Raw genomic sequence first — 23888 nt, 5'->3', positions numbered from 1 at the left:
CGTTTCGACCTGATTCCCCGTTGCGCTCGGCCAAAGAAAAAGGCCCTGCGATGCAGGGCCTTTTTCGGCTTTCCGGATACCGGCTGAATTACTTCAGCTTGGTTTCCTTGTAGTCAACGTGCTTGCGAGCGACCGGATCAAACTTCTTGATCAGCATCTTCTCGGGCATGTTGCGCTTGTTCTTGGTGGTCGTGTAGAAATGACCCGTGCCGGCAGTCGACTCGAGCTTGATCTTTTCGCGGATACCTTTGGCCATGTCGTGCTCCTAGTATGTCAGATTGGCGGGGGGCCGATTAGGCCAGTTCGCCGCGGGCACGCATTTCGGCCAGCACGGCGTCGATGCCGTTCTTGTCGATCGTGCGGATGGCTTTGGCCGAGACGCGCAGGCGCACCCAGCGGTTTTCGCTTTCAACCCAGAACCGGCGCGATTGCAGGTTGGGCAGGAAGCGACGCTTGGTCTTGTTGTTCGCGTGCGAAACGTTGTTGCCCACCATCGGGCCTTTGCCGGTCACTTGGCATACGCGTGCCATGGATGCACCTCATTTATTCTTGCGCATCACCGGGGGGGTAGACAGGGTTTCAGCCGCCGGGCTGTGAGAGGCTTGCCGCCGGGACTTGCCCGAGGTTCTTGCCATCTTGCCGGCCACCCAGTCTTAGTGGATGAGGGGGGAACCTGCGTGTTGAAATGCCGCGTCGTCAAGACTACCGATTTCAACCCCTGGGATCCCGCCCAGTGCTTATACCCGCTGCCTGCCATCCGCAAAAATGCGCTTGGGGGTCAGAGTGTTGAACTACAAAGCATAGTAGTCCAGCACGGGAAACTTCATGTGAAGACGTAGATTCTAATACGAAAAATCGAGATAAATCAAGTACCAGGGCGCGGCGCGTGGAAAAGCGTGGCGTTCCTGCCGCGATGGGCGCGTCCGGACGGCGCGCGCCGGCGGACGTCCGGTGCGAGGCTGCCGCCTCGCCCGGCGCCTTGCGTCCCCGGCTTCAGGCCGGGTGCGATTGCGCCACGCGGCCCGACAGCCACGACAGGCAGGCGCAGGTCGCCAGCGTGGTCGTCAGGGGCAGGGCGCTGTCGGTCTGCCAGGCGCTGACGGCGAAGCCGGCCAGCGCGCCGCAGGACAACTGAAGCGTCCCCAACAGGGCCGAGGCCGCGCCCAGCCGCTTGCCCTGGTCGGACAGCGCCAGCGCCGCCGAGTTGGGATTCACGAACCCCTGGCTGCCCATGTAGCAGATCAGGCAGGCCATCAGCAGCGGCAGCGTCATCCAGCCTGCCAGCGTCAATGCCACCGCCGCCAGGCTGGCGCAGGCCAGCGAGGTCAGGGCGCGGCGCTGCAATTGGCGCGGCGTGTGATTGCGCAGCAGGCGGGCACTGATCTGCGAGCAGATGATGAGCGACAGCGCGTTGGTGCCGAACAGCAGGCCGTAGTACTTGGGGTCGACCCCGTACAGCTCGATGAACACCCGGGGCGAACCGATGATGTAGGCGAACATGCCGGCCTGGCCGAAACCGCCGGCCAGGCTGTGCGCCATGAACCCGCGATGCGCGAACAGGGCGCGGTAGTTCTGCACGATGGTGCGCAGGCGCAGCGGCACGACGCGTTCGGGCGCCAGCGATTCCTTCATGATCAGGATGACCGCCGTCATCAGCATGGCGCCGCCGGCCAGCATCACCCAGAACAGGCTGCGCCAGCTGGCGAAGCCCAGCAGCTGCCCGCCCGCCAGCGGCGCGAGGATGGGAGCCAGCCCCATGATCAGCATCAGCAGCGACATGGCGCGCGCCGCTTCGTGGGTCTCGTAGTGGTCGCGGATGACGGCGCGCGGAATCACGATGCCGGCCGCGCCGCCCATGGCCTGCACCACGCGCCAGCCGGTCAGCGCCTCGACCGAGCCGGCCAGCGCGCATCCCAGCGATGCCACCATGAAGAGCGCCAGGCCGACCATCAGCGGCGGCTTGCGGCCGTAGCGGTCGGCCATCGGGCCGTAGAACACCTGCGCCAGGGCCAGGCCGATCAGATAGGCGGCCAGGGTGCGTTCGACGTCGCCGCGCGGCACGCCGAGGTTGGCGGCGATCGTCGGGAACGCCGGCAGGTACATGTCGATGGCAAAGGGGCCGATCGCCGTCAGGGCGCCCATGAGAATGAGCCAGCCCGGCAGGGCGCCGCGTGAGGAAAGGGTAGGGGGCATGTGGATCGCGAGAAGGCTCGCGCGAGGGACAGGGTGCGACGCGCTTTATTGCGTGTTTTGCACCAAGCCAATGACTGTATCACGGAGCACCTTACACGCAAATTTCAACCGATTTCCGATACAGTCTGTCGTGTCCGTACGTATTTCAGAGGAGAGGTCGTGAATCCTTTGTTGTCTGTGGTGGAACGCAAGCTCCAGGCTTTGCCCGTGACCGTCCAGCTGGTGTTGCCTGACGGCACCGTGATGGGGCCGCCGGATCCCAAGGTGCGCTTCGTGACGCATGACAAGACCGCCCTGGCCCACCTGGCCGAAGGCGCGGTCGGCGTACTGGGCCAGGATTACGTCGAGGGCCGCATCGACATCGAAGGCTCGATGCGCGACGTGATGGCGGCGGCCTCGGCGCTGCTGCCGGGTTCGCCGGTGGACGCGGCGCGCGGCGGCTGGCTGACCGAGCTGGTGCGCAAAGTGATGTCCGTGTGGCGCCACTCGGTGGAGCGCGATGCCCGCCAGATCGAATTCCATTACGACCTGTCCGACGACTTCTACGCGTTGTGGCTGGATCCGCGCCGGGTCTATTCCTGCGCCTATTACCGTGAACCCGGCATGACCCTGGCGCAGGCGCAGGAGGCCAAGCTCGACCATATATGCCGCAAGCTGCGGCTGCGGCCTGGCGAACGCTTTCTCGACGTGGGCGCGGGCTGGGGCGGCCTGCTGCTGTGGGCGGCCGAGCACTACGGCGTCGATGCCACCGGCATCACGCTGTCGCGCAACCAGCACGCGCATGTCACCAAGCTGATCCAGGAAAAGGGGCTGGGTGGCCGCGTGCGCATGGAGCTGCTGGATTACCGCAAGCTCGACGAGGCCACGCCGTTCGACAAGATTGCCTCGGTCGGCATGTTCGAGCACGTCGGCCGGGCCCAGCTGGAGGGCTATTTCGCCAAGCTGCGGCGGCTGCTCAAACCCGGCGGCCTGATCATGAACCATGGCATCACCGCGGCCGGCGTTTACAACGCCGAACTGGGCAGCGGCATGGGCGAATTCATCGAGAAATACATCTTCCCCGGCGGCGAACTGACCCACATCAGCGTGGTCATGGAGGCCATGACCAACGGCGGCCTGGAGGAAGTCGACGTCGAGAATCTGCGGCCGCACTACGCGCGCACGCTGTGGGCCTGGAGCGATGCGCTCGAGGCGCGCCTGCCGGAGGCCGCGCAGATACTCGGCGGCGAACAGGGCGCGCGGTCGCTGCGCGCCTACCGGCTGTACCTGGCCGGCTGCGCCATGGGGTTCGAGCATGGCTGGATTGCCTTGCACCAGGTGCTGGGCCAGCATCCGGCCACCGGGCGGGCAGACGAACTGGACAACCCCCCGGACCTGGCCTACCCCTGGCGACGCGATTACATGTACCGCGACGACGCGGGCGAAGCCCGCTAAAGCGGCGATTTCGGGGCGCCAGTTGTATTTATACGAACAAAATATTAACTAAATGTATTTGGGTTTTCGAGGGGGGATTCCCCTGGGAAAAACGGGAAACCGTCTCCTGGGAATCAGGGTTTGTCCGGACGTTTTACCGTCTGAATGTATCTGTTTTGTTCAGGTCAGGGCTTGGGTCATGCATCAATTTCGGTTAAGATGCTGCCTTCTTCTTTCAGTTTGTTCACTATCTGTGGGTTCTCGAAAACTCCGTTTTTGAGGCTCCTGTCTTGCAAGACCCCGCACCCCGCGGATTTTCTTGTTGCTAGTGTCGGTTTGTATTGGCGGTTCTGCCCGTCTTCCGCACAACCCCCTTAGCTCCATGGCACGGCCGGACCAGCGCCGTCGTGTCCCTGAACCTATGGAGGCAAAAGCCAATGCGTTTCACCCCCGTCAAGACCCTGGCCGCCGCGGCCGTCTTGTTCGCCTTCGCCGGTTCGGCCCAAGCCGCCGATGCGCCGCAATGCGAACTCAAGCGTCCGATCAACTTCGGCGCCATGAACTGGGAATCCAATCTGGTCCTGGTCGATGTCGAGCGTTTCATCATGGAAAAGGGCTACGGTTGCAAGACCGAAACCCTGCCCACCGAGACCCTGCCCGCCCTGGCCGCGCTCGAGCGCGGTGACCTGGACATCAACACCGAGATCTGGCTGAACAGCGTCGCCGACCCCTGGGAACGCGCCGAAAAGACCGGCCGCGTCAAGCGGATCGGCGATCTCTACATGGGCGGCGAGGCCTGGTACATCCCGCGCTACACCGCCGAGCGCCTGCCCGAGCTGAAGTCCGCGGCCGACCTGCCGAAGTTCAAGGACAAGTTCAAGGACCCCGAGGAACCCGGCAAGGGCCGTTTCTACGGCTGCCCGGCCGGCTGGGGTTGCGAAGTCACCAGCACCAACCTGTTCCACGCCCTCAAGCTGGACGACACCTACACGCTGTACTCGCCGGGCACCGGCGCGGCGCAGAAGGCGGCCCTGATGTCGGCCTACAAGCGCAAGCAGAACGTGGTCTTCTACTACTGGTCGCCCACGCCGCTGGTCGGCGCCATGGACCTGGTCAAGCTGGAAATGCCGCCCTACGACGCCGACAAGCACAAGTGCCTGACGTCGCCCAAGTGCGCCAAGCCCGAGGCCAGCGCCTATCCCGACAACCCCGTCTTCACCGCGGTGAACACCAAGTTCTCGCAGGAAGCGCCGGTGCTGACCGAGTTCCTGTCGAAGGTCTCGGTGCCCCTGCCCGTGATGAACGAGACCCTGGCCCATATGGAGGAAACCGGCGACGAGTCCGGCGCCGTGGCCAAGTGGTTCCTGAAGAACAAGCCCGACGTCTGGACCAAGTGGGTCCCCGCCGACGTCGCCGGGCGCGTGCAAAGCGCGCTGTAACCCGCGCCGCCTTTCCGGCGGCGGGCCGTTCCGGCCTGCCGGGACGACCCGCCGGCTTGGACTTTTCCCCCTTGGGATGACCCCAAGGGGAAAAAGCCCTCCGGCAGGCGGACTGCCCGCCAAGCGAGCATGCGCGGGAGGTGTTGCTCCCGCGCCGGACTGTAAGCGTGTTTCGCCCTCGCCGATGACGGTTCCCCGCGAGGGGCGCCGCCCCGGCCAGCGGGCCGGATGCCGTGCTGGCGCACGGCGCGGCGCGTGGCGAACGCGCTGAAATGGAGTCAAAAACATGTTTCCTGAAATCATTCCCGCGCGTCAGGTGCGCGGGGCCATCGACGGGTTCGTCGATCATCTGGTCACCAATTACGCCGACACTCTGGAGACGCTGTCCCAGCCCGTGCTGCACGCCCTGGTGTGGCTGGAGCAGGTGCTGCGCAGCTCGCCCTGGTGGGCCGTGGTCGGCGTGACCATCGTCATCGCCTGGCTGGTCAGCCGCCGCATCGGTCTGAGCCTGGCCATGGGCGCGCTGCTGTGCGTGATCGGCGTGCTCGGCCTGTGGGACGCCGGCATGCAGACGCTGGCGCTGATGATCATGGCGGCCGGGCTGTCGGTGATTATCGGTATTCCGCTGGGCGTGCTGATGGCGCGCGTCAACTGGCTGCGTTCGATCATGCTGCCGGTGCTGGACGTGATGCAGACCATGCCCAGCTTCGTGTACCTGATTCCGGTGGTGATGCTGTTCGGCCTGGGCAAGATCCCGGCCATCATCGCCACCGTGATCTACGCCGTGCCGCCGCTGATCCGCCTGACCGACCTGGGCATCCGCCTGGTCGACCGCGAGGTGCTGGAAGCGTCGCGCGCGTTCGGCGCCAATCCGCGCCAGCAACTGTTCGGCGTACAGCTGCCGCTGGCGCTGCCCAACATCATGGCCGGCATCAACCAGACCACCATGATGGCGCTGTCGATGGTGGTGATCGCCTCCATGATCGGCGCGCGCGGCCTGGGGTATGAAGTGCTGCTCGGCATCAACCGCCTGGAAGTGGGCCGCGGCCTGCTGGCGGGCCTGGGCATCGTGGTGCTGGCCGTGCTGTTCGACCGGATCACGCAATCGTATGGACAGCGCATGCGCATGGGAGGCCAGCGATGAGCAAGATCGAAGTCAAGAACATCTACAAGATTTTCGGGCCGCATCCGAAGAAGTGGCTGGAAGCCGCGCAGGGCGGCATGAGCAAGGAAGCGCTGCTGGCCGAAAGCGGCCACACGCTGGGCCTGCGCGACATCAGCCTGTCGATCGAAGAGGGCAGCATCTATGTCATCATGGGCCTGTCGGGGTCCGGCAAGTCGACGCTGATCCGCCACTTCAATCGCCTGATCGAGCCCAGCGCCGGCCACATCCTGGTCGACGGCGTCGACGTGGTCAGCCTGAACAAGCGCGACCTGGAGACCTTCCGCCAGAAGAAGATGAGCATGGTGTTCCAGCGCTTCGGCCTGTTCCCGCACCGCACCGTGCTGGACAACGCCGCCTACGGCCTGGCCGTGCAGGGCGTGGGCCGCGCCGAGCGCGAGCAGCGCGCCCGCGAATGGCTGGAGCAGGTCGGCCTGTCGGGCTTCGAGCAGCAGTATCCGCACCAGTTGTCGGGCGGCATGCAGCAGCGCGTCGGCCTGGCGCGCGCGCTGGCGACCGACGCCGAGATCCTGCTGATGGACGAGGCCTTCTCGGCGCTCGATCCGCTGATTCGCCGCGAGATGCAGGACCAGCTGCTGCAGCTGCAATCCAAGCTCAACAAGACCATCGTCTTCATCACCCATGACCTGGACGAGGCGCTGCGCCTGGGCAACCGCATCGCCATCCTGAAGGACGGCGAACTGGTGCAGGAAGGCACGCCGGAAGACATCCTGTTGAACCCGGCCAACGATTACGTGCAGTCGTTCCTGCAGGACGTGAACCGCACCAAGGTGCTGAACGCGACCCATGCCGTGAACCCGGCGCGCCTGACGCTGACCATGCGGTCGCGTCCGGCCCACGCGGTGGATCGCATGCGCGCGTTGAACTACGAGTACGCGCCGGTGCTGGACGGCAAGCGGCTGGCCGGCGTGCTGACGCTGGAAGCGGCCGAGCAGGCGGTTCGCGAGGGCGGACGCGACGTGTCGCGCTTCGTCGAGGACCTGGCCTCGGTGCCGGCCACGGCCGGCCTGGGCGAGGTGCTGGCGCAGCTGGTGCACAGCGACCAGCCGGTGGCGGTGACGGGCGAGAACGATGAGTTCATCGGCATGCTGTCGCGCAAGAAGGTGGTCGAGCTGGTGACGCCGGTGCTGGCCGAGACCGCGCCCGCAACGGAGGCTTCCGACTCCGCGCCGGCCGCCGATGGCGCCGACCCGGCCGAGGCCGAACTGCAAGGCCAGCCGCAGCCCGCGCAACGGGGCGAGGCGGCCTGACGGCGCAAGCCGCGCGGCGGCGGGGCGACCCGTCGCCGCGGCCCGGTTCCCGGGCGGCAGGCTTGCGCCCGGGGCCAGTCCGGATATGATGGCTGGCCGGCAATGATCGCCGGTTCGCCACTATTCGGAATATCGGAACCCGTCATGCCCATCTTGAATGTCCAGATCATGCAGGGCCATTCGGCCGCCCAGAAGACCGCGCTGCTGAAGGCGGCATCGCAGGCGGTGGTCGAGAGCATCGCCGCGCCGCTGTCCAGCGTGCGCATCGTGTTGCAGGAAATCCCCGCCGAACACGTGATCGTGGCCGGCCAGATCGGCAAGCCCATGGCGCGCGTCGACGCGGCCCTGATCGAGGGGCGTGACGAGGCCAAGAAATCGGCGCTGATCGCGGCGCTGAACCAGGCCGTGTGCGCCAGCATCGGCATTTCGGGTGAAGACGTCCGGGTGTTGATCCGCGACGTGCCCAAGACCGACATGGGCGTGGCCAACGGCCTGAGCGCCAAGGCCGCCGGCCGCTGAGACCGGAGCATGGCGACCGGCAAGGAAAAGGGTTCCGTCACCGTCGACGACGTGGCGGCCGAGGCGGGCGTGTCCATCAAGACCGTTTCGCGCGTGTTGAACAACGAGCCCAACACCAGCGAGAAGACCCGCGCCAAGGTGATGGCGGCGATCGCGCTGCTGAAATACCAGCCCAACCCTTCCGCCCGCCGCCTGGCCAGCAAGCGCTCGGACCTGATCATGCTGGTCTACGACAATCCCAGCGACAACTACTTGATCAACATCCAGCAAGGCGCGCTCGACGCCTGCAAGCGCTATTTCTACAGCCTGCTGCTGCACCCCTGCGACTACCGCGCGCCCGACCTGGCCGCGCAGATCGAACAGTCGGCGCGCCAGCACGCCTGTGCCGGCCTGGTGCTGACGCCGCCGTTGTCGGACGTGCGCGCCCTGATCGACGCGCTCGACCGGAGCGACGTGCCGTTCGTGCGGCTGGCGCCCAGTTCGCCCAGCGCCAGGGGGCTGGAGGTCAGCACCGATGACCGCTCGGCGGCGCGCGACATGACGCGCTACCTGCTGGACCTGGGCCACCGCCGCATCGGCTTCGTGGCCGGGCATCCCGACCATGGCGCCGTCGGCGGCCGCTTGCAGGGCTATCGCGACGCGCTGGCCGAGCGCAACCTGGCGTATGACGCGGACCTGGTGGAGCAGGGACTGCACTCCTTCGATTCCGGCGTGCGTTGCGGCGAACGGTTGCTCGATCGCGCCGACCGCCCCAGCGCGATCTTCGCGGCCAACGACGACATGGCGGCCGGCGTGCTGTACGCGGCGCACGCGCGCGGCATCAAGGTGCCGCAGGAGCTGTCGGTGGCGGGCTACGACGACACGCCGCTGTCGCGCCAGACCTGGCCCAAGCTGACCACCCTGCGCCAGCCGATCCGCGACATGGCCTACGCGGCGGTCGAGCAGCTGGCTTCGCGCGAGCCGCAGGCGAGGGTCCGGACCCTGGGGTACGAGATCGTGCTGCGCGATTCGACCCGCGCGCCGGCCTGAACCTCCCCGGCCGCTATCCCAGATGGCGGCGCACGTCGTCGCGCGGGTCGTAGCCGAGACTGGCGCGCCCCTCCGTCACGTCCCAGGCGCTGCCCCGGTTGGCGGACACCCCGTTGACCGTGACGCTGGCGCCGGGCCAGTCGGCCGCGTCCGCCGTCAGCGAGGCGACCAGCAGGCGTTCGAAATCCCCGTTTGATAACCACATGTCGTGGAACCACGCCAGCGCGCGGCGCGCCGGTTCGTCGTGCGCATCCGGTTCGGGCGCCCGCCGGTGGGCCACGCCGGAGTAAGTCATGTCGCGCGGGTCGTTGTCGTCCGGCAGGATCCAGCCGATGCGCGCGATCACGGTGGACAGCCGGCCTTGCGTGACGGCGGCATAGGCGCGGCACAGGCGTTCTCCCATGACCTTCGAGGTGCCGTAGGCCAGCGAATGCACCTCGCGCTCGCCATCGAACCAGCGCGTGCCGGGGGCCGGTTCGGTGCTGGCGGTCAGCTTGCCCGGGCCCATGGCGGCGGCCAGTGGCGGGTCCTTGTAGCCGCCCATGGCGTGGTTGGAGGACGCGAACACCAATCGTCGCGCGCCATGCGTGGCGGCCGTGGTCAGGACGTTGAGTGTCATGTTGTACGAACCCAGCGCTTCTTCCCAGCTGGCGTCGGGGGTGGAGTGCCGGGCCGCCAGGTGCAGCACGGCATCGACGCCCTCGAAATGGCGGGTCCAGGCGGGGGCGGGGCGCTCCAGGTCGGCGGCGACCAGCGTCAGGCGTTCGCGCACTTCCGGACTGAAGACGGTGTCGTCCGCCTGCAGGTCGATGCCGATCAGGTGCTCGCACCAGGGCTGGCGCGCCAGGATGGCGAGCGCCTTGCGGCCGAGCTGGCCGGTGGCGCCGGTGACGACAATGCGGGCGGGGGGCAGGGGAGAGGTCACGGTGAAAGCTTCCGGTTCAAGGCAAGGGGCAAAGGCAGGCGGGCGAGGCCAGGGGATAGGGCTCGCCCTGCGCGTGCGCCAGGCCCGTGGCCGGGTCGATGCGCCACGCGCGGATGAAGTGGTCGTCCTGGGACGCGGCCAGCAGGAACGCGCCGTCGGGAGTGAGCGCGATGTCGCGCGGGGCGCGGCCGCCGACCTCGATGAAACCGACGGGATCGAGCCAGGGAGCGGCGTGGCGCAGGCGGTAGACCGCGATGCTGTCGTGGCCACGGTTGGCGGCATAGAGCAGTTCGCCATTGGGATGCAGGCGGATGGCGGAGGCGGTGTTGGCGCCGCGCCAGTCGCGCGGCAGGGTGCTGGCGCGGGCGCGTTCTCCCGCCGGCTCGTCCAGCGCATACACGGCCACGGTATTCGAGAGTTCCTCGGCCACCGCCGCCAGCGTGCCATCGGCCGTGAGGACCAGGTGGCGCGGCCCGGCGCCGGGCCGCGCGCGCAGTTCCCGCGCCGGCGCGGGGGCCAGGCCATCGGGCCGTACCTGGTGGCGGGCGATGGTGTCCGTGCCCAGGTCGCACAGGTAGACCCAGGCGCCGTCGCCGGTGGCGGCGGCATAGTGCACGTGCGGCCCTTCCTGGCGGTCCGCGCGCGGGCCGGCGCCGCGGCGCGCGATCACCTGCGGCGCGCCCAGCGGCAGGCCGTCGGCGTCCAGCGCGAAGCACAGCAGCTCGCCCGAGCCGTAGTTCGACACGTATAGCTGCCGCGCGGGCAGGTTGACGCTGACGTGGCAGGGCGCGGCGCCGGGCACCGCGACGCGGCCGACGGCGCGCAGCGCGGCGGCGCCGTCCTCGATGGCGAAGATTTCCAGGACCGCGTCCTGTTCCCGCTCGCTGACGCTGTAGAGCCGCCCCGCGGCCGCGCACAGGTATGAGGGGTTGACCGGGCCGGCCAGCACCTGCCGTTCGTGGAACGAGGCGGTCGCGCCGTCGAACGCCAGCAGGTGGATGCCGCGGCCGCGTCCCTGCACGTGAGGCAGGATCTCGGTATAGGTGCCGACGGCCAGCACGCAGCTGCCGGGCGCGTCGAATAGGGGCGGGCTATGCACGTTCGGACCTCGTCGCCACGTCGATCCACACTGCCAGCACCAGCACGGCGCCCTTGACGATCATCTGCCAGGAGGTGTCGACATTCATCTGCTGCATGCCGTTGTCCAGGCTGGCCATGACCAATGCGCCGATCAGCGCGCCGTAGACGGTGCCGGAGCCGCCGCGCATGGAGGTGCCGCCGATGAAGCAGGCGGCGATGGCGTCGAGTTCGCCGCCCACGCCGGCCGACGGCGAACCGGCCGCCGAGCGCGCCGTGGTGACGATGCCGGCGAAGGCGCACATCAGCCCCATCAGCATGAACACCATCAGCTTGACGCGCTTGACGTTGACGCCGGACAGGCGGCTGGCCTCGACGTTGCCGCCGACCGCGTAGACGTGACGGCCGAACACGGTCTGGGTGGTGATCCACGAGAACACGCCCAGCAGCGCCAGCAGGATCAGCACCGGCAGCGGCACGCCGTGGGCCTGGTTCAGCACCAGCACGAAGCCGGCGGCCGCGGCGGCGATGGCGCCGATCTTCAGGCCGTCGATCCAGCGCGGCGCCACCTCCAGCCCCAGCCGGCGATGGCGGCGGCGCCGCGCCAGCGTCAGGCCGCAGGCCAGCGCGATGATCAAGGCGGCGATGGCCCACGACAACGCGGGCGGCACGAAGGCCTGGGCGATGGCGCCCAGATCGTCGGGCACGGGGGCGATGGTGACGCTGTCGGTGCTCAATTGCAGCAGGCCGCGATAGGCCAGCATGCCGCCCAGGCCGACGATGAAGGACGGCACCCGCAGCCGCGTGGTCAGGCAGCCGTTGACCAGCCCGAGCCCCGCGCCGGCCGCCAGCACCACGGCCACCGACAGCCAGGTGTTCCAGCCGAGGTTGACGGTCAGGATGGCGACCAGGCCGCCCAGCAGGCCGAGCAGCGAGCCCACCGAGAGGTCGATCTCGCCGGCGATGATGACCAGCACCATGCCGCAGGCCAGCATGCCGGTGACCGACATCTGCAGCAGCAGATTGGAAATGCTGTTGGGACGCAGGAAGCTGCCGTGGGTCTGGTGCCAGAAGAACAGCCAGATCAGGCCGAGCGCAAGCAGCATGGCCAGCAGCTTGTGGCGCGCGAACAGTTGCCGCAGCGGCGGATGGCCGCCGCGCGGCCGGGGTTCGGAGGATGAGGAAGCGAGCATCTGGGTCATGGCGTTCAGGCGGCGTGCCGCGACGGTTCGGATTGGAGGGCGGCGGCCAGCACGCGTTCCTGCGTCAGGCCCTGGATCGGGAAGTCGCCCGTGATGCGGCCGGCGTTCATGACCAGCACGCGATCGCTCATGCCGAGGATCTCGGGCAGTTCCGACGACACCATGATGATGGCCACGCCGCGATCGGCCAGGTCGAAGATCATCTTGTAGATGTCGTACTTGGCGCCGATGTCCACGCCGCGCGTCGGTTCGTCCAGGATCAGCACCTTGGGGTGCTTCAGCGCCATCTTGGCCAGCACGACTTTCTGCTGGTTGCCGCCGGACAGGCTGGCCACCGGCAGGCCCGGGCTGGCGGTCTTGATGCGCAGGCGGGCGATCTCGCGTTCGACGGTCGCCAGCTCGGAATCGCCGTCCACCCGCGCGGCGCGAGCGTGGTCGGCCAGACTGGCCAGCGTGATGTTCTCAGCCACGCTCATCAGCGGCACGATGCCGTGGCGCTTGCGATCCTCGGGCACCAGGCACAGGCCGAGCGCGATGGCGTCGGCGGGGGACGCGATGCGCGCCGGCTGGCCCGCCACCCACACCTGGGCGGCGCTGCGGCCGGCGTAGGCGCCGTAGATCGCCGACACGAATTCGGTGCGGCCCGCGCCCACCAGTCCGGCGATGCCGAGGATCTCGCCGGCGCGCACCTGCAGGGAGGCGTCGTCGACGCGCTTGCGCCGCGGGTTGGTCACGTCCCAGCAGGTCACGCCGCGCGCTTCCAGCATGACCGCGCCGGGTTGGCGTTCGGTGCGCGGAAAGCGCGATTCGAGCGCGCGGCCGACCATCAGGCCGATGATGCCGTCTTCGTCCAGCGTGTCCGCCGCGCGGGTGGCGATGTGCTGGCCGTCGCGGATCACCGTGATGGTGTCGCAGACGCGCTTGACCTCGTCGAGCTTGTGCGAGATGTAGATGCAGGCCACGCCGGCGCGCTTGAGGTCGTCGATGATGGACAGCAGCACGTCGATCTCCTTGGCGGTGAGCGAGGAGGTCGGCTCGTCGAAAATCAGCAGCCGGGCCTCTTTGGCGAGCGCCTTGGCGATCTCGAACAGTTGCTGGTGGCCGTTGCCGTAGTTCATGACGGGCGCGGCGACGTTGACGTCGGTGAGCTTCAGGCGCGCCAGCAGCTCGGCGGCGCGCCGGTGCATGGCGGGGTAGTCCATGCGGCCGCCCGGCAGCCGCAGTTCGTTGCCCAGGAAGATGTTCTCGGTGACGCTGAGTTGCTGCACCAGCATCAGTTCCTGGTGCAGGATGACGATGCCGGCGCGTTCGCTGTCGCGGGTCGAGCGGGCGCGCAGTTCGCGGCCCTCCCAAAGGATCCGGCCGCCGTAGCTGCCATGGGGATAGACGCCGGACAACACCTTCATCAGGGTCGATTTGCCGGCGCCGTTCTCGCCGCACAGACCCAGGCACTCGCCGGGCCGCACGCCCAGGCTGATGCCCGAGAGCGCGCGCACGCCCGAGAATTCCTTGACGATGTCACGCATTTCAAACAGCGGCTGTCGCTGGTCCATGACGCGTCTCCCGGCTATTTGCCCGCGATCTGGTCAGCCGTATAGAACCCGTCCTTGACCAGGATGTCCAGATTGTCGCGCGTCACCAGCGTGGGCTTGATCAGCAGGGAATTGACCTCGCCCTTGCCGTTGTCGAGCTTGGCGTTGAAGGCGGGCGTCTTGCCTTGCACCAGGTCGACCGCCATGTGCGCGGCCGCTTCGGCGATGGCCTTGATCGGCTTGTACACCGTCATGGTCTGCGTGCCGGCGGCGACGCGGCGCACACCCGCCAGGTCGGCGTCCTGGCCCGATACCGCCACCTTGCCCGCCAGCTTCTGGCTGGCCAGGGCCTGGATGGCGCCGCCGGCGGTGCCGTCGTTGGAGGCGACGATGACCTGGATGTCGTTGTTGTTCGCGTTCAGCGCGTTCTCGATGATGCTCTGCGCCTTGGACGGGTCCCATTCGGGCGTCCACTGCTCGCCCACGATGGTGATATCGCCCTTGGCGACCAGCGGCTTGAGCACGTTCATCTGGCCTTCGCGGAACATGCGCGAGTTGTTGTCGGTGGCGGCGCCGCCCAGCAGGTAGTAGCGGCCCTTGGGCACGGCATCGACCATGCCCTGGGCCTGCATTTCGCCGACCTTGACGTTGTCGAACGACACGTAGCCATCCAGCGGCGCGCCCAGGATGAGGCGGTCGTAGGCGATGACCTTGATGCCGTTGCGTTGGGCCTTGGCGATGGCGCTGCCCAGCACCTTGGAATTGAACGGCACGATCACCAGCGCGTCCACGCCCTCGGCGATCAGATTCTCGACCTGGGCGATCTGGCGCGATTCGCTGGCGTTGGCCGATTGCACGTTGACCTTGGCGCCCAGCGCGGTGGCGGCCTCGACGAAATAATTGCGATCGCGGGTCCAGCGCTCGACCCGCAGGTCGTCGATGGAAAAGCCGATCACGGGGGCCTCCTTGCTGGCATGGGCGGCGTGGGCGGCGAACAGCGCGGCGGGCAACGCCAGCGCGCAGGCCAGCAGGCGGCGCAGGATTGGGGTCATGTCAGTCTCCTTGTGGCGCGATGCGCTCAGAATGTGATGCCGGTCTTCAGGCCTACGATGAAGGCGTCGTGGTTGGCGCTGGTGCCCCCAGGATGCCTGATGTACTGCAGATTGGGGCGCAGGTAAATGGAGGGGATCGGTGACCAGCTGTAATACGCCTCGGCCACGTATTCGTAGCCGTCTCCAACCTTGGTGCTGGTGCCCAGGCGCTGGTCCTGCTGGCGCACGTAGTCGGCGTAGCGGCCATTGTTGTGGGTGGCGCCGACGGCCACGCCGATGACGTCGCGGGCCTGGGCGAACGGTCCCTTGTATTGCAGCCCGAGCGCGATCTGGTGGTCCTGCGCCGCCGTGTCGCGATCGGCCTGCGAGACGTTCAGGAACACCGAAGCGCCGCGGCCGCCGGCGGTGCCGCTGACCTGTTGCTCGAAGTTGATGTAGATCCCGTACTGGCCGTTGCGCTCGCGCGGCGCCAGGCCGGTTTCGCCGCGCGGGGCGTGGTTGACGTCCTGGTACAGGTCCTTGCCGTTCGAGGTGTTGTACCAGGCGCCGAACTTGTACGAACCGGGCAGGCCGTTCCAGGCCGGCAGCCAGCCGACTTCGACCGGGATCAGGGCGCCGGTGGTGCCGTTGGGATTGTCCAGCGACAGGCCGTGGCGGCGCGCGTAGCCGTCGTCGACGTAGTTGGGGTTGACCTGGTAGACGCCGGCCTGCACGTAGGTCCGCTCGGACGTGCTGACCTTCAGGCGGGTGGCCCATTGGCTGGTGGGCCAGTTGACCCAGTAGCTGCCGACCAGGTTGCCGGGCTGCGCGCCGCAGAAGGTCAGGTTCTGGAAGTCGCACGAGAAGCTGGCGAAATCCTCGCCGACGGTGAGCCGGCCGATCTTCCATTGCACCCGGTCGTCCAGGAACGATTGATTGAGCCAGAACTGCGTCATGTGCCAGGTCTGGCCGCGGCCGTAGACCTCCTGGATCAGCATGTTGTTGCCGATGCCGGCGTCGGCGCCCAGGTTGCGGCCGTTGCGGTCGGTGATGGTCATCTGGAAGGTGCCGCCGTGCCAGCCGAGCAGCTTGTCCAGGTCCATGGTGGCACCGAACACCCATTGGTCGGTGTAGCGGGTCAGCTTGTCCTGGCCGCCGCTGAAATTGTGCGCGGCTTCGCCGGTGTAGCCCAGGTTCAGGGTGACGCCACGTTCGGCCAGGCGGGTGCGCAGGCCGCCCCAGTCGCCGAAGAGGTAGGGGCTGGTCTGCAGGTCGTAGGCCTGGGCCGAGGCCGCGACCGACAGCAGGCTGGCTCCCAGCAGGCAGGACAGCAGGCGCGATGGCCGCGACGAGTGAAATGGGAAGCGCGGAGGCCGGAGGTGCACGCCGGTGCCTGCCGCTGCCGTGAAGCAGGGAGGTGTTGCCATGTCTTTGTCTCCTGACGCCGCCCGTGCCTGAGGCCGTTGCGGCTTGCTTTTTGTGGGCCGGCGGGTACCGGCGAAGCTAGTGTCTGCAAAAATGACAGCGCTGTCAATTATGACTGGGACTAGGGATTGCCCGGGGGCAATCCCATTTTTGTAAGCGCGTTTTTGCCGTGAGGAGAGGTCGATGCCGGACCGCCGCGCCAGGGTGGCGGCTGGGGAAAAGCGGGCGGTGGCGCGCGGCGGCGCGGCTTGCGCGCCCGCGCCTAGTCGAGCTTGACGCCCGCTTCCTTGATCACCGCGCCCCAGCGCTGGATCTCGCTCTGGATGTAGGCGCCGTACGCCTGCGGGGTCGAGCCCAGGGCCTGGGCGCCCTGCGCCTTGAGCTGTTTTTGCATCTCGTCCGATTGCAGGGCGCGGCGGATCTCGGCATTGAGCTTCTGAATCACCGGTTGCGGCGTGCCGGCGGGGACCACCACGCCTTGCCAGGCGCCCATTTCGAAGCCCGGCGCCACGGTCTCCGCCACCGTGGGCACCTCGGGCAATTGCGCGCTGCGTTCGCGGCTGGTGACCGCCAGGGCGCGCAGCTTGCCCTCGCGGATGAAACCCAGCGAGTCGTTCAGCGTGTTGGTCATGAGCTGCACCTGGCCGCCGACCAGATCGGTCATGGCCGGCGCGCTGCCGCGATAGGGCACGTGCACCGCGTCGATGTCCAACGAACGCAACAGCAACAGCGCGCCCAGGTGCGTGACATTGCCGGCGCCGGCCGAACCGTACGACAGCTTGCCCGGATGCTGGCGCGCGTAGTCGACGAAGCCGCGCGCGTCCCGCGCCGGCACCGAGGGATGCACCAGCAGCACCAGCGGGATCACCGCCGTGGACGACAGTGGCGCGAAGTCCCTGACCGGGTCGAACGCCAGCGCGCGGTACAGGTTGGGGCTGAGCGCGATCGACGAGGTGTTGTAGAGCACGGTGTAGCCATCGGGCTTGGCGGCGGCCGCATACTGCATGCCGATGTTGCCATTGGCGCCGCCCTTGTTTTCCACCACCACGGTCTGGCCCAACTGGTCGGTCAGTTGCTTGGCCAGCACCCGCGCCACCAGGTCGGTGGGGCCGCCCGGCGGGAAGGGCACCACCATCGTGATGGGGCGTTCGGGCCAGGCGGCCCGGGCGGTGGGGGCGCCGATGAATGTCAGCGCGGCCAGGCCGGCCGCGAGCAATGCGCGTTTCATGGTTTGTCTCCTTGCTTTGGTGGGCGGGACCGAAGCCCCGTGGCGGCAGCGTCCTCTGGATGGGACGCTTGTCCGCCGCGCGCCGCGTCAGTCCGGCCGGCCGGCCAGCATGCGCGTCGCGGTGTAGGCCATCACGGGTTTGCCGTGCTGGTTGAAAACCTCGATGGCGGAGGTGACCACGGCGCGGTTGTGCGCCGAGGTCGGGCGCACGCCGGTGACTTCGATGTCGGCCCAGATGGTGTCGCCGGCCACCACGGGCGCCAGCATTTTCTTGTGCACTTCCAGCAGCGCCAGGCCGGTGCCCTGCACCATGCCCTGCATGATCAGGCCCTCGATCAGGCCGTACGTTAGCGCGCCCGGCGCGGGACGGCCCTGGATCGCGCCATGCGCATAGGTGGCATCGATGAAGATCGTCTCCAGCATGCCGGTGGCGCTGATGAAGTTGACGATGTCGGTTTCGGTGACCGTGCGGCGGAAGGTGCGAAAGCGCTGGCCGACGGCGAGGTCCTGCCAGTAATAGCCCTGGCCGAGCGGGGTGGGGGCGGAGCGGTCTTGGGTCATGCGGAGTCCTTGGTGGAAGCGGGAGGGGCGTCGGCTTGCCGGGCGGCGCCGGTTTGCAGCAACGCGTCGATGGCGGCGCCAGCCAGGCCGGCTTGCGCCAGCACCTCGCGGGTGTGTTCCCCCAGGCGCGGCGGCATCGCGGGCGGCACCTGCGAACGCTGCAGCCGCACGGGGTTGCGCGGGAAGCGATACCGGCTGCCGGCGGCGCTTTGCAGGGGCTGGAAGAAGTCCACGCTGCGCAGGTGCGGATCGGTCTCCAGGTCCTGCAGGCGGTTGACGCGGGCTGCCGGGATCTCCAGCCTTTCGCACAGCGCCAGCCAGTAGGCGGTGTCATGCGCCGCGACGATGCCGGCCTGCAGCTCGTAGAGCGTTTCGATGTGGCGGGTGCGCGCGGCGATGTCGGCAAAGCGCGGGTCCGCGGCCAGGTCGGGGCGGCCGGCGGCCTCGAAAAAGCTGCGCCAATGGGCATCGGTGTATGGCATCAGGCAGACGTGGCCGTCGGCGGTGCGGCAGGGCCGCCGCCACGGCGTCAGCACCCGGGGGTAGCCGGCCTCGCCGGGCGTGTCCGCCAGGTGCCGGCCGTAGTAGTGCTCGACCAGCACGTACGAGGCCATGCTTTCGAACATCGGCACTTCGAGTTGCTGGCCCTGGCCGGTGCGTTCGCGCTGGAACAGCGCGGCCAGGATGGCGTGCGCGGCGATCAGTCCGCAGGTCTTGTCGGCCGCGACCGTCGGCAGGTAGCGCGGCGTCCCGGTCTGGCGGTCGGCCAGGTCGGCAAAGCCCGACAGGCCCTGGATGATGTCGTCGTAGGCCGGCCTGCCGTCGTAGGCGCCGCCGGCGCCGAAGCCATACAGGCCGGCATACACCAGGCGCGGGTTACGGGTGCAGAGCGTTGCGGGATCCAGGCCCAGCGCGGCCATCTTGGCCGGCCGCATGCTGTGCATCAGTACGTCGGCGCCGTCCACCAGCGTCAGCAGCGCCTGGCGCGCGGCGGCCTGTTTCAGGTCCAGCACCACGCTGCGCTTGTTGCGGTTCAGGCCCAGGAAGATGGCGGCCAGGCCGGGTTCCTGGGCCGGGCCGGTGTTGCGGGTGGAGTCGCCGGCGGGCGCCTCGATCTTGACGACGTCGGCGCCGTAGTCGGCCAGGATCTGCGAGGCGTAGGGACCGAACACCACGGACGTCAGGTCCAGCACGCGCAGGCCGCCCAGGGCGGCGGCTTGGGGGAGGGTAGCGGAGCTCATGGCGGGAATCCTATCGGCGCGGTTGATACCCGTCTAATATGGCTTCGGTATTGCTTGATATGGAATCCGTTATGGCTATCGATCTACGGCAACTGCGCCAGTTCCTCACCATCGCCGAACTGGGCAGCTATCGCCGCGCCGCCGACGCGCTGCATATCGCGCAGCCCGCGCTGTCGGTGTCGATCCAGAAACTGGAGCACGCGGTCGGCGTGCCGCTGCTGGCGCGCGGCGCCAAGGGCGTGACGCTGACGCCGGCCGGCGAGGCGCTGATGGCCGACGCCCGCCGCGCGCTGTTCCATACCGAGCAGGCGCGCCAGGCCGCGCGCCGCGTGGCGCTGGGCGAGTGGGGCACGCTGCGGCTGGGTTTCGTCGGCTCGGCCACCTACACGCTGCTGCCGCGCTGCCTGCCGGCCTTCCGCGCGCAGTATCCGGACGTGCAATTGGAGCTGCGCGAGGACAGCACCGTGGGCCTGGTGGCGATGCTGCGCGCCAACGATATCGATGCCGGCCTGGTGCGCGGTCCGCTGGCGGAGGATCCGGCGCTGGATTCCTGGGTGGTCGAGCACGACGACCTGATCCTGGCGGTGCCCGCGGGGCATCCGCTGGCCGGCGCCGCGCCGGTCGAACTGTCCCGCGCCCGCGGCGAGCGTTTCGTGATGTATTCGCCGGCCAAGGTGCCGGGCCTGCACGGCGTGGCGCAGGCGCTGTGCCGCAAGGCCGGCTTTTCGCCGCGCATCAGCCAGGAAGCGATCCAGGTGCAGACGCTGGTCAGCCTGGTGGCCAGCGGCATGGGGCTGGCGCTGGTGCCGGGCGTGACGCGCGCCTACAGCACGCCGCTGGTGGCATTCGTGCCGCTGGCCGATGCCGAGGCGCGCGCCGCGTTGTCGCTATCGCTGGTGACGCACCGCGATACGTCCTGTGCCTCGGTGCTGCGCCTGCGCGACAGCATGCTGGCGCAAATGGACTGAGCGGCGCCGCCTCAGGCGGTCTCGCGATCGAACAGCGCGGTGCGCAGGTAGGACACCGCGTCGCCGCCGTCGGCCAGCGCATGCGCGCCGATGCGCGCGTGCCAGTGCGATTCCGAGCCGGCCGCCAGCCGCCATTCGCGCAGCCGGCGCGTGTACAGCTGCAGGTCGTATTCCTCGGTGATGCCGATGGCGCCGTGCACCGCATGGGCGATGTCGGCCACGCGCGCCACCGCCAGGCTGGCGCGGGCCTTGCCGAGCGCGGCGAGCAAGGGCCGTGGCAGGCCGTCGCGGCCCTGGAAGGCCAGTTGCGCCGCCATGCGCGCGGCCCAGACCTGTTCGGCCATGACGCTGATCTGTTGCTGCACGGCCTGGAAACGGCCAATCGGCTTGCCGAATTGCTGGCGCTGGTTGGCATGGTCCAGTGTCATGGCCAGCACCCGGTCCATGGCGCCGGCGATCAGGCCGGCGCAGGCGGTGGCCGCCAGTTCGTCCAGGGCCGGCAGGCCGGCGCCGGCGTCGATGCGCTCGCCGTCCTCCAGCGACCAGCGCGCCGGCGCGTCCAGGCTGCCGTGCACGCCGCTGGATTCAATGGTTGCGGCGCGGACCGGCAGCAGCCAGGTCTGTTCGCCGATGCGCGCCAGCACCGCATCGGCGCCGCGGATCCAGGGCACGTTGGCGCCCGCTGCCTGGCGCCCGGATGCCTGCCAGCCATGCGGCGCCAGCGCGATCGCGCCGGGGGCGGGCGCATGACCGGCGTGTGCCAGCCAGGCGCGCGCCAGCAGCGTATCGACGATGGGGTAGGGGCACAGGTGGCGGCCGGCGGCGGTGGCCAGCGGCAGCGCGTCGGCCAGCGCCAGCCCGGCGCCGCCTCGGGATTCCGGCACCAGCGCGTCGGCGAATCCGGCGTCTTCGCAGGCCTGCCAGGCTTGCGCCGGCGGCTGGCCCTGTTCGGCCTGGCGGATCACGTCGGGCGTGCAGGTCTGCGCGAACAGGCGGTTGGCGGCATCGCCAAGCATCGATTCCATGATGGGTTCCTATCGAAGGCCGAGGCCGCGCGCGATGATGCCGCGCAGGATTTCGCGGGTGCCACCGCGCAGCGAGAAAGTCGGGGCCACCTGTTCCAGGTAGGCCAGCGTGCGCAGCAGCGGCAAGGGGGGCGGGCGCTCGGGCCGGCGGCCCAGCGCGTCGGCGATCAGGCGCGGGATGTCCTGCTCCAGTTCCGTGCCCAGGTCCTTCACCAGGGCCGCCTCGATGGCCGGACTCTGGCCCGCCGCCAGCTTGCCGGCGACCGCCAGCGACAGGGCGCGCAGCACCGCCATCTGCGCCAGGAGGGCGCCCAGCAGGGCTTGGTCGGCGGCGTCCAGTCCGCCGCCGGCGCGGCCGTGCGCCAGCCAGCACTGCAACAGCGAGATGGAGGAATACAGGCGTTCCGGCCCGCTGCGCTCGAACGCCAGTTCGGCGTTGACCTGGGCCCAGCCCGCGCCCTCCTGGCCGATGAGCGCGTCCGGCGCCAGCTCGACGTTGTCGAAGAACACTTCGGAGAAATGCGCGTCGCCGGCCAGATCCTTGATCGGCCGGATGGACACGCCCGGCAGCGACAGGTCGACGATGAGCTGCGACAGGCCTTGGTGACGGTCCTCCGGCGTGCCCGAGGTGCGGGCCAGCGCGATCATGTAGTGCGAGCGGTGCGCATTGGTGGTCCAGACCTTGCTGCCGTTCAGGCGCCAGCCGCCCGCCACGGGCTCGGCGCGGGTGCGGATGCTGGCCAGGTCGGAGCCCGAGCCGGGCTCGCTCATGCCGATGCAGAAGAAGGCCTCGGCGCGGCAGATGCGCGGCAGGTAGAAGGCCTTCTGCGCCGGCGTGCCGAGCTTGAGGATCAGCGGCGCGCTCTGGCGGTCGGCGATCCAGTGCGCCGACACCGGTGCGCCCGCACCCAGCAATTCCTCGGACAGCACGAAGCGCGCGAAATGGCCGCGCCCGGCGCCGCCGTATTCGCGCGGCAGCGTCAGGCCGAGCCAGCCGCGTTCGGCCAGCTGGCGGCTGAAACCGGCGTCGTAACCCATCCAGGAGCGGGCGCGTTCATCGGGTTCCAGCCCGTCCAGCGCGTCGGCCAGGAAGGCGCGTACGTCGGCGCGCAGCGCCTCGTCCTGCGGGGGGATGGCGGTCAGTTCCAGCGTTTCGATCATGGCGGGTCCGGTCTGGCGGGCGCCGGGGCGGCGCGCCGCTGGCCACTATCCGCGAGCCGCGCGCGGGCTGTCCAATAGTAAATTCTTGCCTGCCGATAAGGATCCGATATCGGACCGGGAGCGCGCGGCGGCGCGAGTATGATGAAAGGATCACCAGGAGGAAACACATCATGAACGAAGTCATCGTCGCATCCGCCGTCCGCACCGCCATCGGCGATTTCGGCGGCGCGCTGAAGGACGTGCCGCCCTGCGATCTGGGCGCCGCCGTCATCAAGGCCGCGCTGGAACGCGCCGCCGTCAAGGGCGACGAAGTGGGCCATGTCGCCGTCGGCCACGTCATCAACACCGAACCGCGCGACATGTACCTGTCGCGCGTGGCCGCCATGAACGCGGGCATCGCCAAGGAAACCCCCGCCTTCAACGTCAACCGCCTGTGCGGTTCGGGCCTGCAGGCCATCGTGTCGGCGGCGCAGACCATCCTGCTGGGCGATGCCGACATCGCCATCGGCGCGGGCGCCGAGAGCATGAGCCGCGCGCCCTACATCGCGCCGGCGCAGCGCTGGGGCGCGCGCATGGGCGACAGCATCATGCAGGACATGATGACCGGCGCGCTGTCCGATCCGTTCGGCCGCATGCACATGGGCGTGACCGCCGAGAACGTCGCCGCCCAGTTCGGCATCAGCCGTCAGGACCAGGACGCGCTGGCCGCCGAATCGCATCGTCGCGCCGCCAACGCCATCGAGGCCGGCTACTTCCGCGACCAGATCGTGCCGATCGTGCAGAAGACGCGCAAGGGCGAAGTGGTGTTCGACACCGACGAGCACGTGCGTCGCGACGTCACGGCCGACAGCCTGGCCGCGCTCAAGCCGGTGTTCCAGAAGGAAAACGGCACCGTCACCGCCGGCAATGCCTCGGGGCTGAACGACGGCGCCGGCGCGCTGGTGCTGATGAACGCCTCGGTGGCGGCCAAGCGCGGCGTCAAGCCGCTGGCGCGCCTGGTGGCCTACGCGCACGCCGGCGTCGACCCGACCATCATGGGCATCGGCCCGGTGCCGGCCACGCAGGCCGCGCTCAAGCGCGCCGGCCTGACCGTGGACCAGCTGGACGTGATCGAGGCCAACGAGGCCTTCGCCGCGCAGGCGTGCGCCGTGACCCGCGAACTGAAGCTGGACCCGGCCAAGGTCAACCCCAACGGCAGCGGCATCGGCCTGGGCCACCCGATTGGCGCCACCGGCGCCATCATCACGGTCAAGGCGCTGCACGAATTGCAGCGCGTGCAAGGCCGCTACGCGCTGGTGACCATGTGCATCGGCGGCGGCCAGGGCATCGCGGCGATCTTCGAGCGCATCTGAGCGACGCTTCGCCGGTGCGGCGTTGACCGCGCATCGGTATCCCGGGGCGGGCCGCGACGGTCCGCCCGCGCCGGCCCGCATTCCGGTCGCATGGCGGCGTGGCGCCGACGGCTGTGCGCGCCGGGCCTACAATC

At 68.8% G+C, this 23888-nt stretch carries 22 protein-coding genes; 8 read left to right on the top strand and 14 right to left on the bottom strand.

All coding sequences use genetic code 11. The annotated features are described in order from the left end of the window. Nucleotides 1–88: 88 nt before the first annotated feature. The 3 genes from rpmG to HV742_RS21065 form a co-directional block, all read right to left on the bottom strand. Nucleotides 89–256, bottom strand: coding sequence for a 50S ribosomal protein L33 (gene rpmG, locus HV742_RS21075; RefSeq protein WP_003810296.1), 168 nt, complete (start codon nucleotides 254–256; stop codon nucleotides 89–91). Nucleotides 257–293: 37 nt separating this feature from the next. After that, on the bottom strand, nucleotides 294–530 hold the full coding sequence (gene rpmB / locus HV742_RS21070) for a 50S ribosomal protein L28 (RefSeq protein ID WP_006385639.1): 237 nt from the start codon (nucleotides 528–530) through the stop codon (nucleotides 294–296). A gap of 463 nt (nucleotides 531–993) precedes the next feature. Continuing rightward, nucleotides 994–2142, bottom strand: a complete 1149-nt coding sequence (locus tag HV742_RS21065) for a Bcr/CflA family multidrug efflux MFS transporter (RefSeq protein WP_054416360.1) — start codon at nucleotides 2140–2142, stop codon at nucleotides 994–996. Nucleotides 2143–2352: 210 nt separating this feature from the next. Here HV742_RS21065 and HV742_RS21060 point away from each other — a divergent pair, with 210 nt between their 5' ends. From HV742_RS21060 to HV742_RS21035, 6 genes are all read left to right on the top strand, one after another. Further along, nucleotides 2353–3627 carry a class I SAM-dependent methyltransferase gene (locus HV742_RS21060; protein ID WP_141702415.1) on the top strand — a complete coding sequence of 425 codons (1275 nt, stop codon included), beginning with the start codon at nucleotides 2353–2355 and terminating at the stop codon, nucleotides 3625–3627. Nucleotides 3628–4043: 416 nt separating this feature from the next. Beyond that, the gene (locus HV742_RS21055) at nucleotides 4044–5045 is read left to right on the top strand and encodes an ABC transporter substrate-binding protein (protein ID WP_049072697.1); all 1002 of its coding nucleotides are present in this window, start codon (nucleotides 4044–4046) and stop codon (nucleotides 5043–5045) included. Nucleotides 5046–5331: 286 nt separating this feature from the next. Continuing rightward, complete coding sequence (locus HV742_RS21050; RefSeq protein WP_049072699.1) at nucleotides 5332–6189, top strand: ABC transporter permease; 858 nt, start codon at nucleotides 5332–5334, stop codon at nucleotides 6187–6189. Further along, nucleotides 6186–7478: a quaternary amine ABC transporter ATP-binding protein gene (locus HV742_RS21045; protein WP_054416361.1), complete on the top strand. Its 1293-nt coding sequence runs from the start codon at nucleotides 6186–6188 to the stop codon at nucleotides 7476–7478. The genes HV742_RS21050 and HV742_RS21045 overlap by 4 nt, the downstream gene beginning before the upstream one ends. Before the next feature lie 144 nt (nucleotides 7479–7622). Further along, entirely contained in the window at nucleotides 7623–7997 is a 375-nt protein-coding gene (locus tag HV742_RS21040) for a tautomerase family protein (protein WP_049072702.1), read from the top strand. 9 nt (nucleotides 7998–8006) lie between these two features. After that, on the top strand, nucleotides 8007–9026 hold the full coding sequence (locus HV742_RS21035) for a LacI family DNA-binding transcriptional regulator (RefSeq protein ID WP_059272183.1): 1020 nt from the start codon (nucleotides 8007–8009) through the stop codon (nucleotides 9024–9026). Between the two features lie 13 nt (nucleotides 9027–9039). On the opposite strand, the gene HV742_RS21030 is transcribed toward HV742_RS21035, so the two are convergent. The 9 genes from HV742_RS21030 to HV742_RS20990 form a co-directional block, all read right to left on the bottom strand. Next, nucleotides 9040–9951 carry an NAD-dependent epimerase/dehydratase family protein gene (locus HV742_RS21030; RefSeq protein ID WP_059272181.1) on the bottom strand — a complete coding sequence of 304 codons (912 nt, stop codon included), beginning with the start codon at nucleotides 9949–9951 and terminating at the stop codon, nucleotides 9040–9042. A 16-nt stretch (nucleotides 9952–9967) separates the two neighbouring features. Continuing rightward, on the bottom strand, nucleotides 9968–11050 hold the full coding sequence (locus tag HV742_RS21025; RefSeq protein ID WP_175146280.1) for a lactonase family protein: 1083 nt from the start codon (nucleotides 11048–11050) through the stop codon (nucleotides 9968–9970). After that, nucleotides 11043–12230, bottom strand: coding sequence for a sugar ABC transporter permease (locus HV742_RS21020; protein WP_059272177.1), 1188 nt, complete (start codon nucleotides 12228–12230; stop codon nucleotides 11043–11045). The genes HV742_RS21025 and HV742_RS21020 overlap by 8 nt, the downstream gene beginning before the upstream one ends. A gap of 5 nt (nucleotides 12231–12235) precedes the next feature. After that, nucleotides 12236–13783 (bottom strand): xylose ABC transporter ATP-binding protein, encoded by a 1548-nt coding sequence (locus tag HV742_RS21015; protein ID WP_175146279.1) that lies wholly within the window; start codon nucleotides 13781–13783, stop codon nucleotides 12236–12238. A gap of 14 nt (nucleotides 13784–13797) precedes the next feature. Beyond that, nucleotides 13798–14814 carry a D-xylose ABC transporter substrate-binding protein gene (gene xylF, locus HV742_RS21010; protein ID WP_175146278.1) on the bottom strand — a complete coding sequence of 339 codons (1017 nt, stop codon included), beginning with the start codon at nucleotides 14812–14814 and terminating at the stop codon, nucleotides 13798–13800. A gap of 26 nt (nucleotides 14815–14840) precedes the next feature. Continuing rightward, nucleotides 14841–16220, bottom strand: coding sequence for a carbohydrate porin (locus HV742_RS21005; RefSeq protein WP_100504572.1), 1380 nt, complete (start codon nucleotides 16218–16220; stop codon nucleotides 14841–14843). Between the two features lie 260 nt (nucleotides 16221–16480). Then, complete coding sequence (locus tag HV742_RS21000; RefSeq protein ID WP_175146277.1) at nucleotides 16481–17446, bottom strand: Bug family tripartite tricarboxylate transporter substrate binding protein; 966 nt, start codon at nucleotides 17444–17446, stop codon at nucleotides 16481–16483. A gap of 87 nt (nucleotides 17447–17533) precedes the next feature. Beyond that, entirely contained in the window at nucleotides 17534–18007 is a 474-nt protein-coding gene (locus tag HV742_RS20995; RefSeq protein WP_054416369.1) for a MaoC family dehydratase, read from the bottom strand. Next, nucleotides 18004–19248, bottom strand: coding sequence for a CaiB/BaiF CoA transferase family protein (locus HV742_RS20990; RefSeq protein ID WP_175146276.1), 1245 nt, complete (start codon nucleotides 19246–19248; stop codon nucleotides 18004–18006). Before HV742_RS20990 ends, HV742_RS20995 begins: the two co-directional genes overlap by 4 nt. Before the next feature lie 71 nt (nucleotides 19249–19319). Here HV742_RS20990 and HV742_RS20985 point away from each other — a divergent pair, with 71 nt between their 5' ends. Further along, entirely contained in the window at nucleotides 19320–20216 is an 897-nt protein-coding gene (locus tag HV742_RS20985) for a LysR family transcriptional regulator (protein ID WP_254601205.1), read from the top strand. 11 nt (nucleotides 20217–20227) lie between these two features. On the opposite strand, the gene HV742_RS20980 is transcribed toward HV742_RS20985, so the two are convergent. Then, entirely contained in the window at nucleotides 20228–21241 is a 1014-nt protein-coding gene (locus HV742_RS20980; protein WP_175146274.1) for an acyl-CoA dehydrogenase family protein, read from the bottom strand. Between the two features lie 9 nt (nucleotides 21242–21250). Next, on the bottom strand, nucleotides 21251–22402 hold the full coding sequence (locus HV742_RS20975) for an acyl-CoA dehydrogenase family protein (RefSeq protein WP_049072716.1): 1152 nt from the start codon (nucleotides 22400–22402) through the stop codon (nucleotides 21251–21253). Between the two features lie 170 nt (nucleotides 22403–22572). On the opposite strand from HV742_RS20975, the gene bktB reads away from it, so the two are divergent. After that, nucleotides 22573–23754: a beta-ketothiolase BktB gene (gene bktB, locus HV742_RS20970; RefSeq protein ID WP_049072717.1), complete on the top strand. Its 1182-nt coding sequence runs from the start codon at nucleotides 22573–22575 to the stop codon at nucleotides 23752–23754. The last annotated feature ends 134 nt before the right edge of the window (nucleotides 23755–23888 follow it).

The sequence above is a fragment of the Achromobacter ruhlandii genome (genome assembly GCF_902859695.1).
Lineage (GTDB): Bacteria > Pseudomonadota > Gammaproteobacteria > Burkholderiales > Burkholderiaceae_B > Achromobacter > Achromobacter ruhlandii.
Note: the sequence above shows the minus strand (reverse complement) of the source record. Positions and strands in the feature narration are given on the sequence as shown.

Excerpts from the sequence above, each read along its gene's own strand:
- HV742_RS20975 (WP_049072716.1), bottom strand. The coding sequence starts at position 22,402 with ATGATCGAAACGCTGGAACTGACCGCCATCCCCCCGCAGGACGAGGCG.
- HV742_RS21065 (WP_054416360.1), bottom strand. The coding sequence starts at position 2,142 with ATGGGCGCCCTGACGGCGATCGGCCCCTTTGCCATCGACATGTACCTG.
- HV742_RS21005 (WP_100504572.1), bottom strand. The coding sequence starts at position 16,220 with ATGGCAACACCTCCCTGCTTCACGGCAGCGGCAGGCACCGGCGTGCAC.
- HV742_RS21020 (WP_059272177.1), bottom strand. The coding sequence starts at position 12,230 with ATGACCCAGATGCTCGCTTCCTCATCCTCCGAACCCCGGCCGCGCGGC.
- HV742_RS21000 (WP_175146277.1), bottom strand. The coding sequence starts at position 17,446 with ATGAAACGCGCATTGCTCGCGGCCGGCCTGGCCGCGCTGACATTCATC.
- HV742_RS21015 (WP_175146279.1), bottom strand. The coding sequence starts at position 13,783 with ATGGACCAGCGACAGCCGCTGTTTGAAATGCGTGACATCGTCAAGGAA.
- bktB (WP_049072717.1), top strand. The coding sequence starts at position 22,573 with ATGAACGAAGTCATCGTCGCATCCGCCGTCCGCACCGCCATCGGCGAT.
- HV742_RS21045 (WP_054416361.1), top strand. The coding sequence starts at position 6,186 with ATGAGCAAGATCGAAGTCAAGAACATCTACAAGATTTTCGGGCCGCAT.
- HV742_RS21040 (WP_049072702.1), top strand. The coding sequence starts at position 7,623 with ATGCCCATCTTGAATGTCCAGATCATGCAGGGCCATTCGGCCGCCCAG.
- HV742_RS21050 (WP_049072699.1), top strand. The coding sequence starts at position 5,332 with ATGTTTCCTGAAATCATTCCCGCGCGTCAGGTGCGCGGGGCCATCGAC.
- HV742_RS21035 (WP_059272183.1), top strand. The coding sequence starts at position 8,007 with ATGGCGACCGGCAAGGAAAAGGGTTCCGTCACCGTCGACGACGTGGCG.
- rpmB (WP_006385639.1), bottom strand. The coding sequence starts at position 530 with ATGGCACGCGTATGCCAAGTGACCGGCAAAGGCCCGATGGTGGGCAAC.
- rpmG (WP_003810296.1), bottom strand. The coding sequence starts at position 256 with ATGGCCAAAGGTATCCGCGAAAAGATCAAGCTCGAGTCGACTGCCGGC.
- HV742_RS20980 (WP_175146274.1), bottom strand. The coding sequence starts at position 21,241 with ATGGAATCGATGCTTGGCGATGCCGCCAACCGCCTGTTCGCGCAGACC.
- xylF (WP_175146278.1), bottom strand. The coding sequence starts at position 14,814 with ATGACCCCAATCCTGCGCCGCCTGCTGGCCTGCGCGCTGGCGTTGCCC.
- HV742_RS20985 (WP_254601205.1), top strand. The coding sequence starts at position 19,320 with ATGGCTATCGATCTACGGCAACTGCGCCAGTTCCTCACCATCGCCGAA.
- HV742_RS21055 (WP_049072697.1), top strand. The coding sequence starts at position 4,044 with ATGCGTTTCACCCCCGTCAAGACCCTGGCCGCCGCGGCCGTCTTGTTC.
- HV742_RS20995 (WP_054416369.1), bottom strand. The coding sequence starts at position 18,007 with ATGACCCAAGACCGCTCCGCCCCCACCCCGCTCGGCCAGGGCTATTAC.
- HV742_RS20990 (WP_175146276.1), bottom strand. The coding sequence starts at position 19,248 with ATGAGCTCCGCTACCCTCCCCCAAGCCGCCGCCCTGGGCGGCCTGCGC.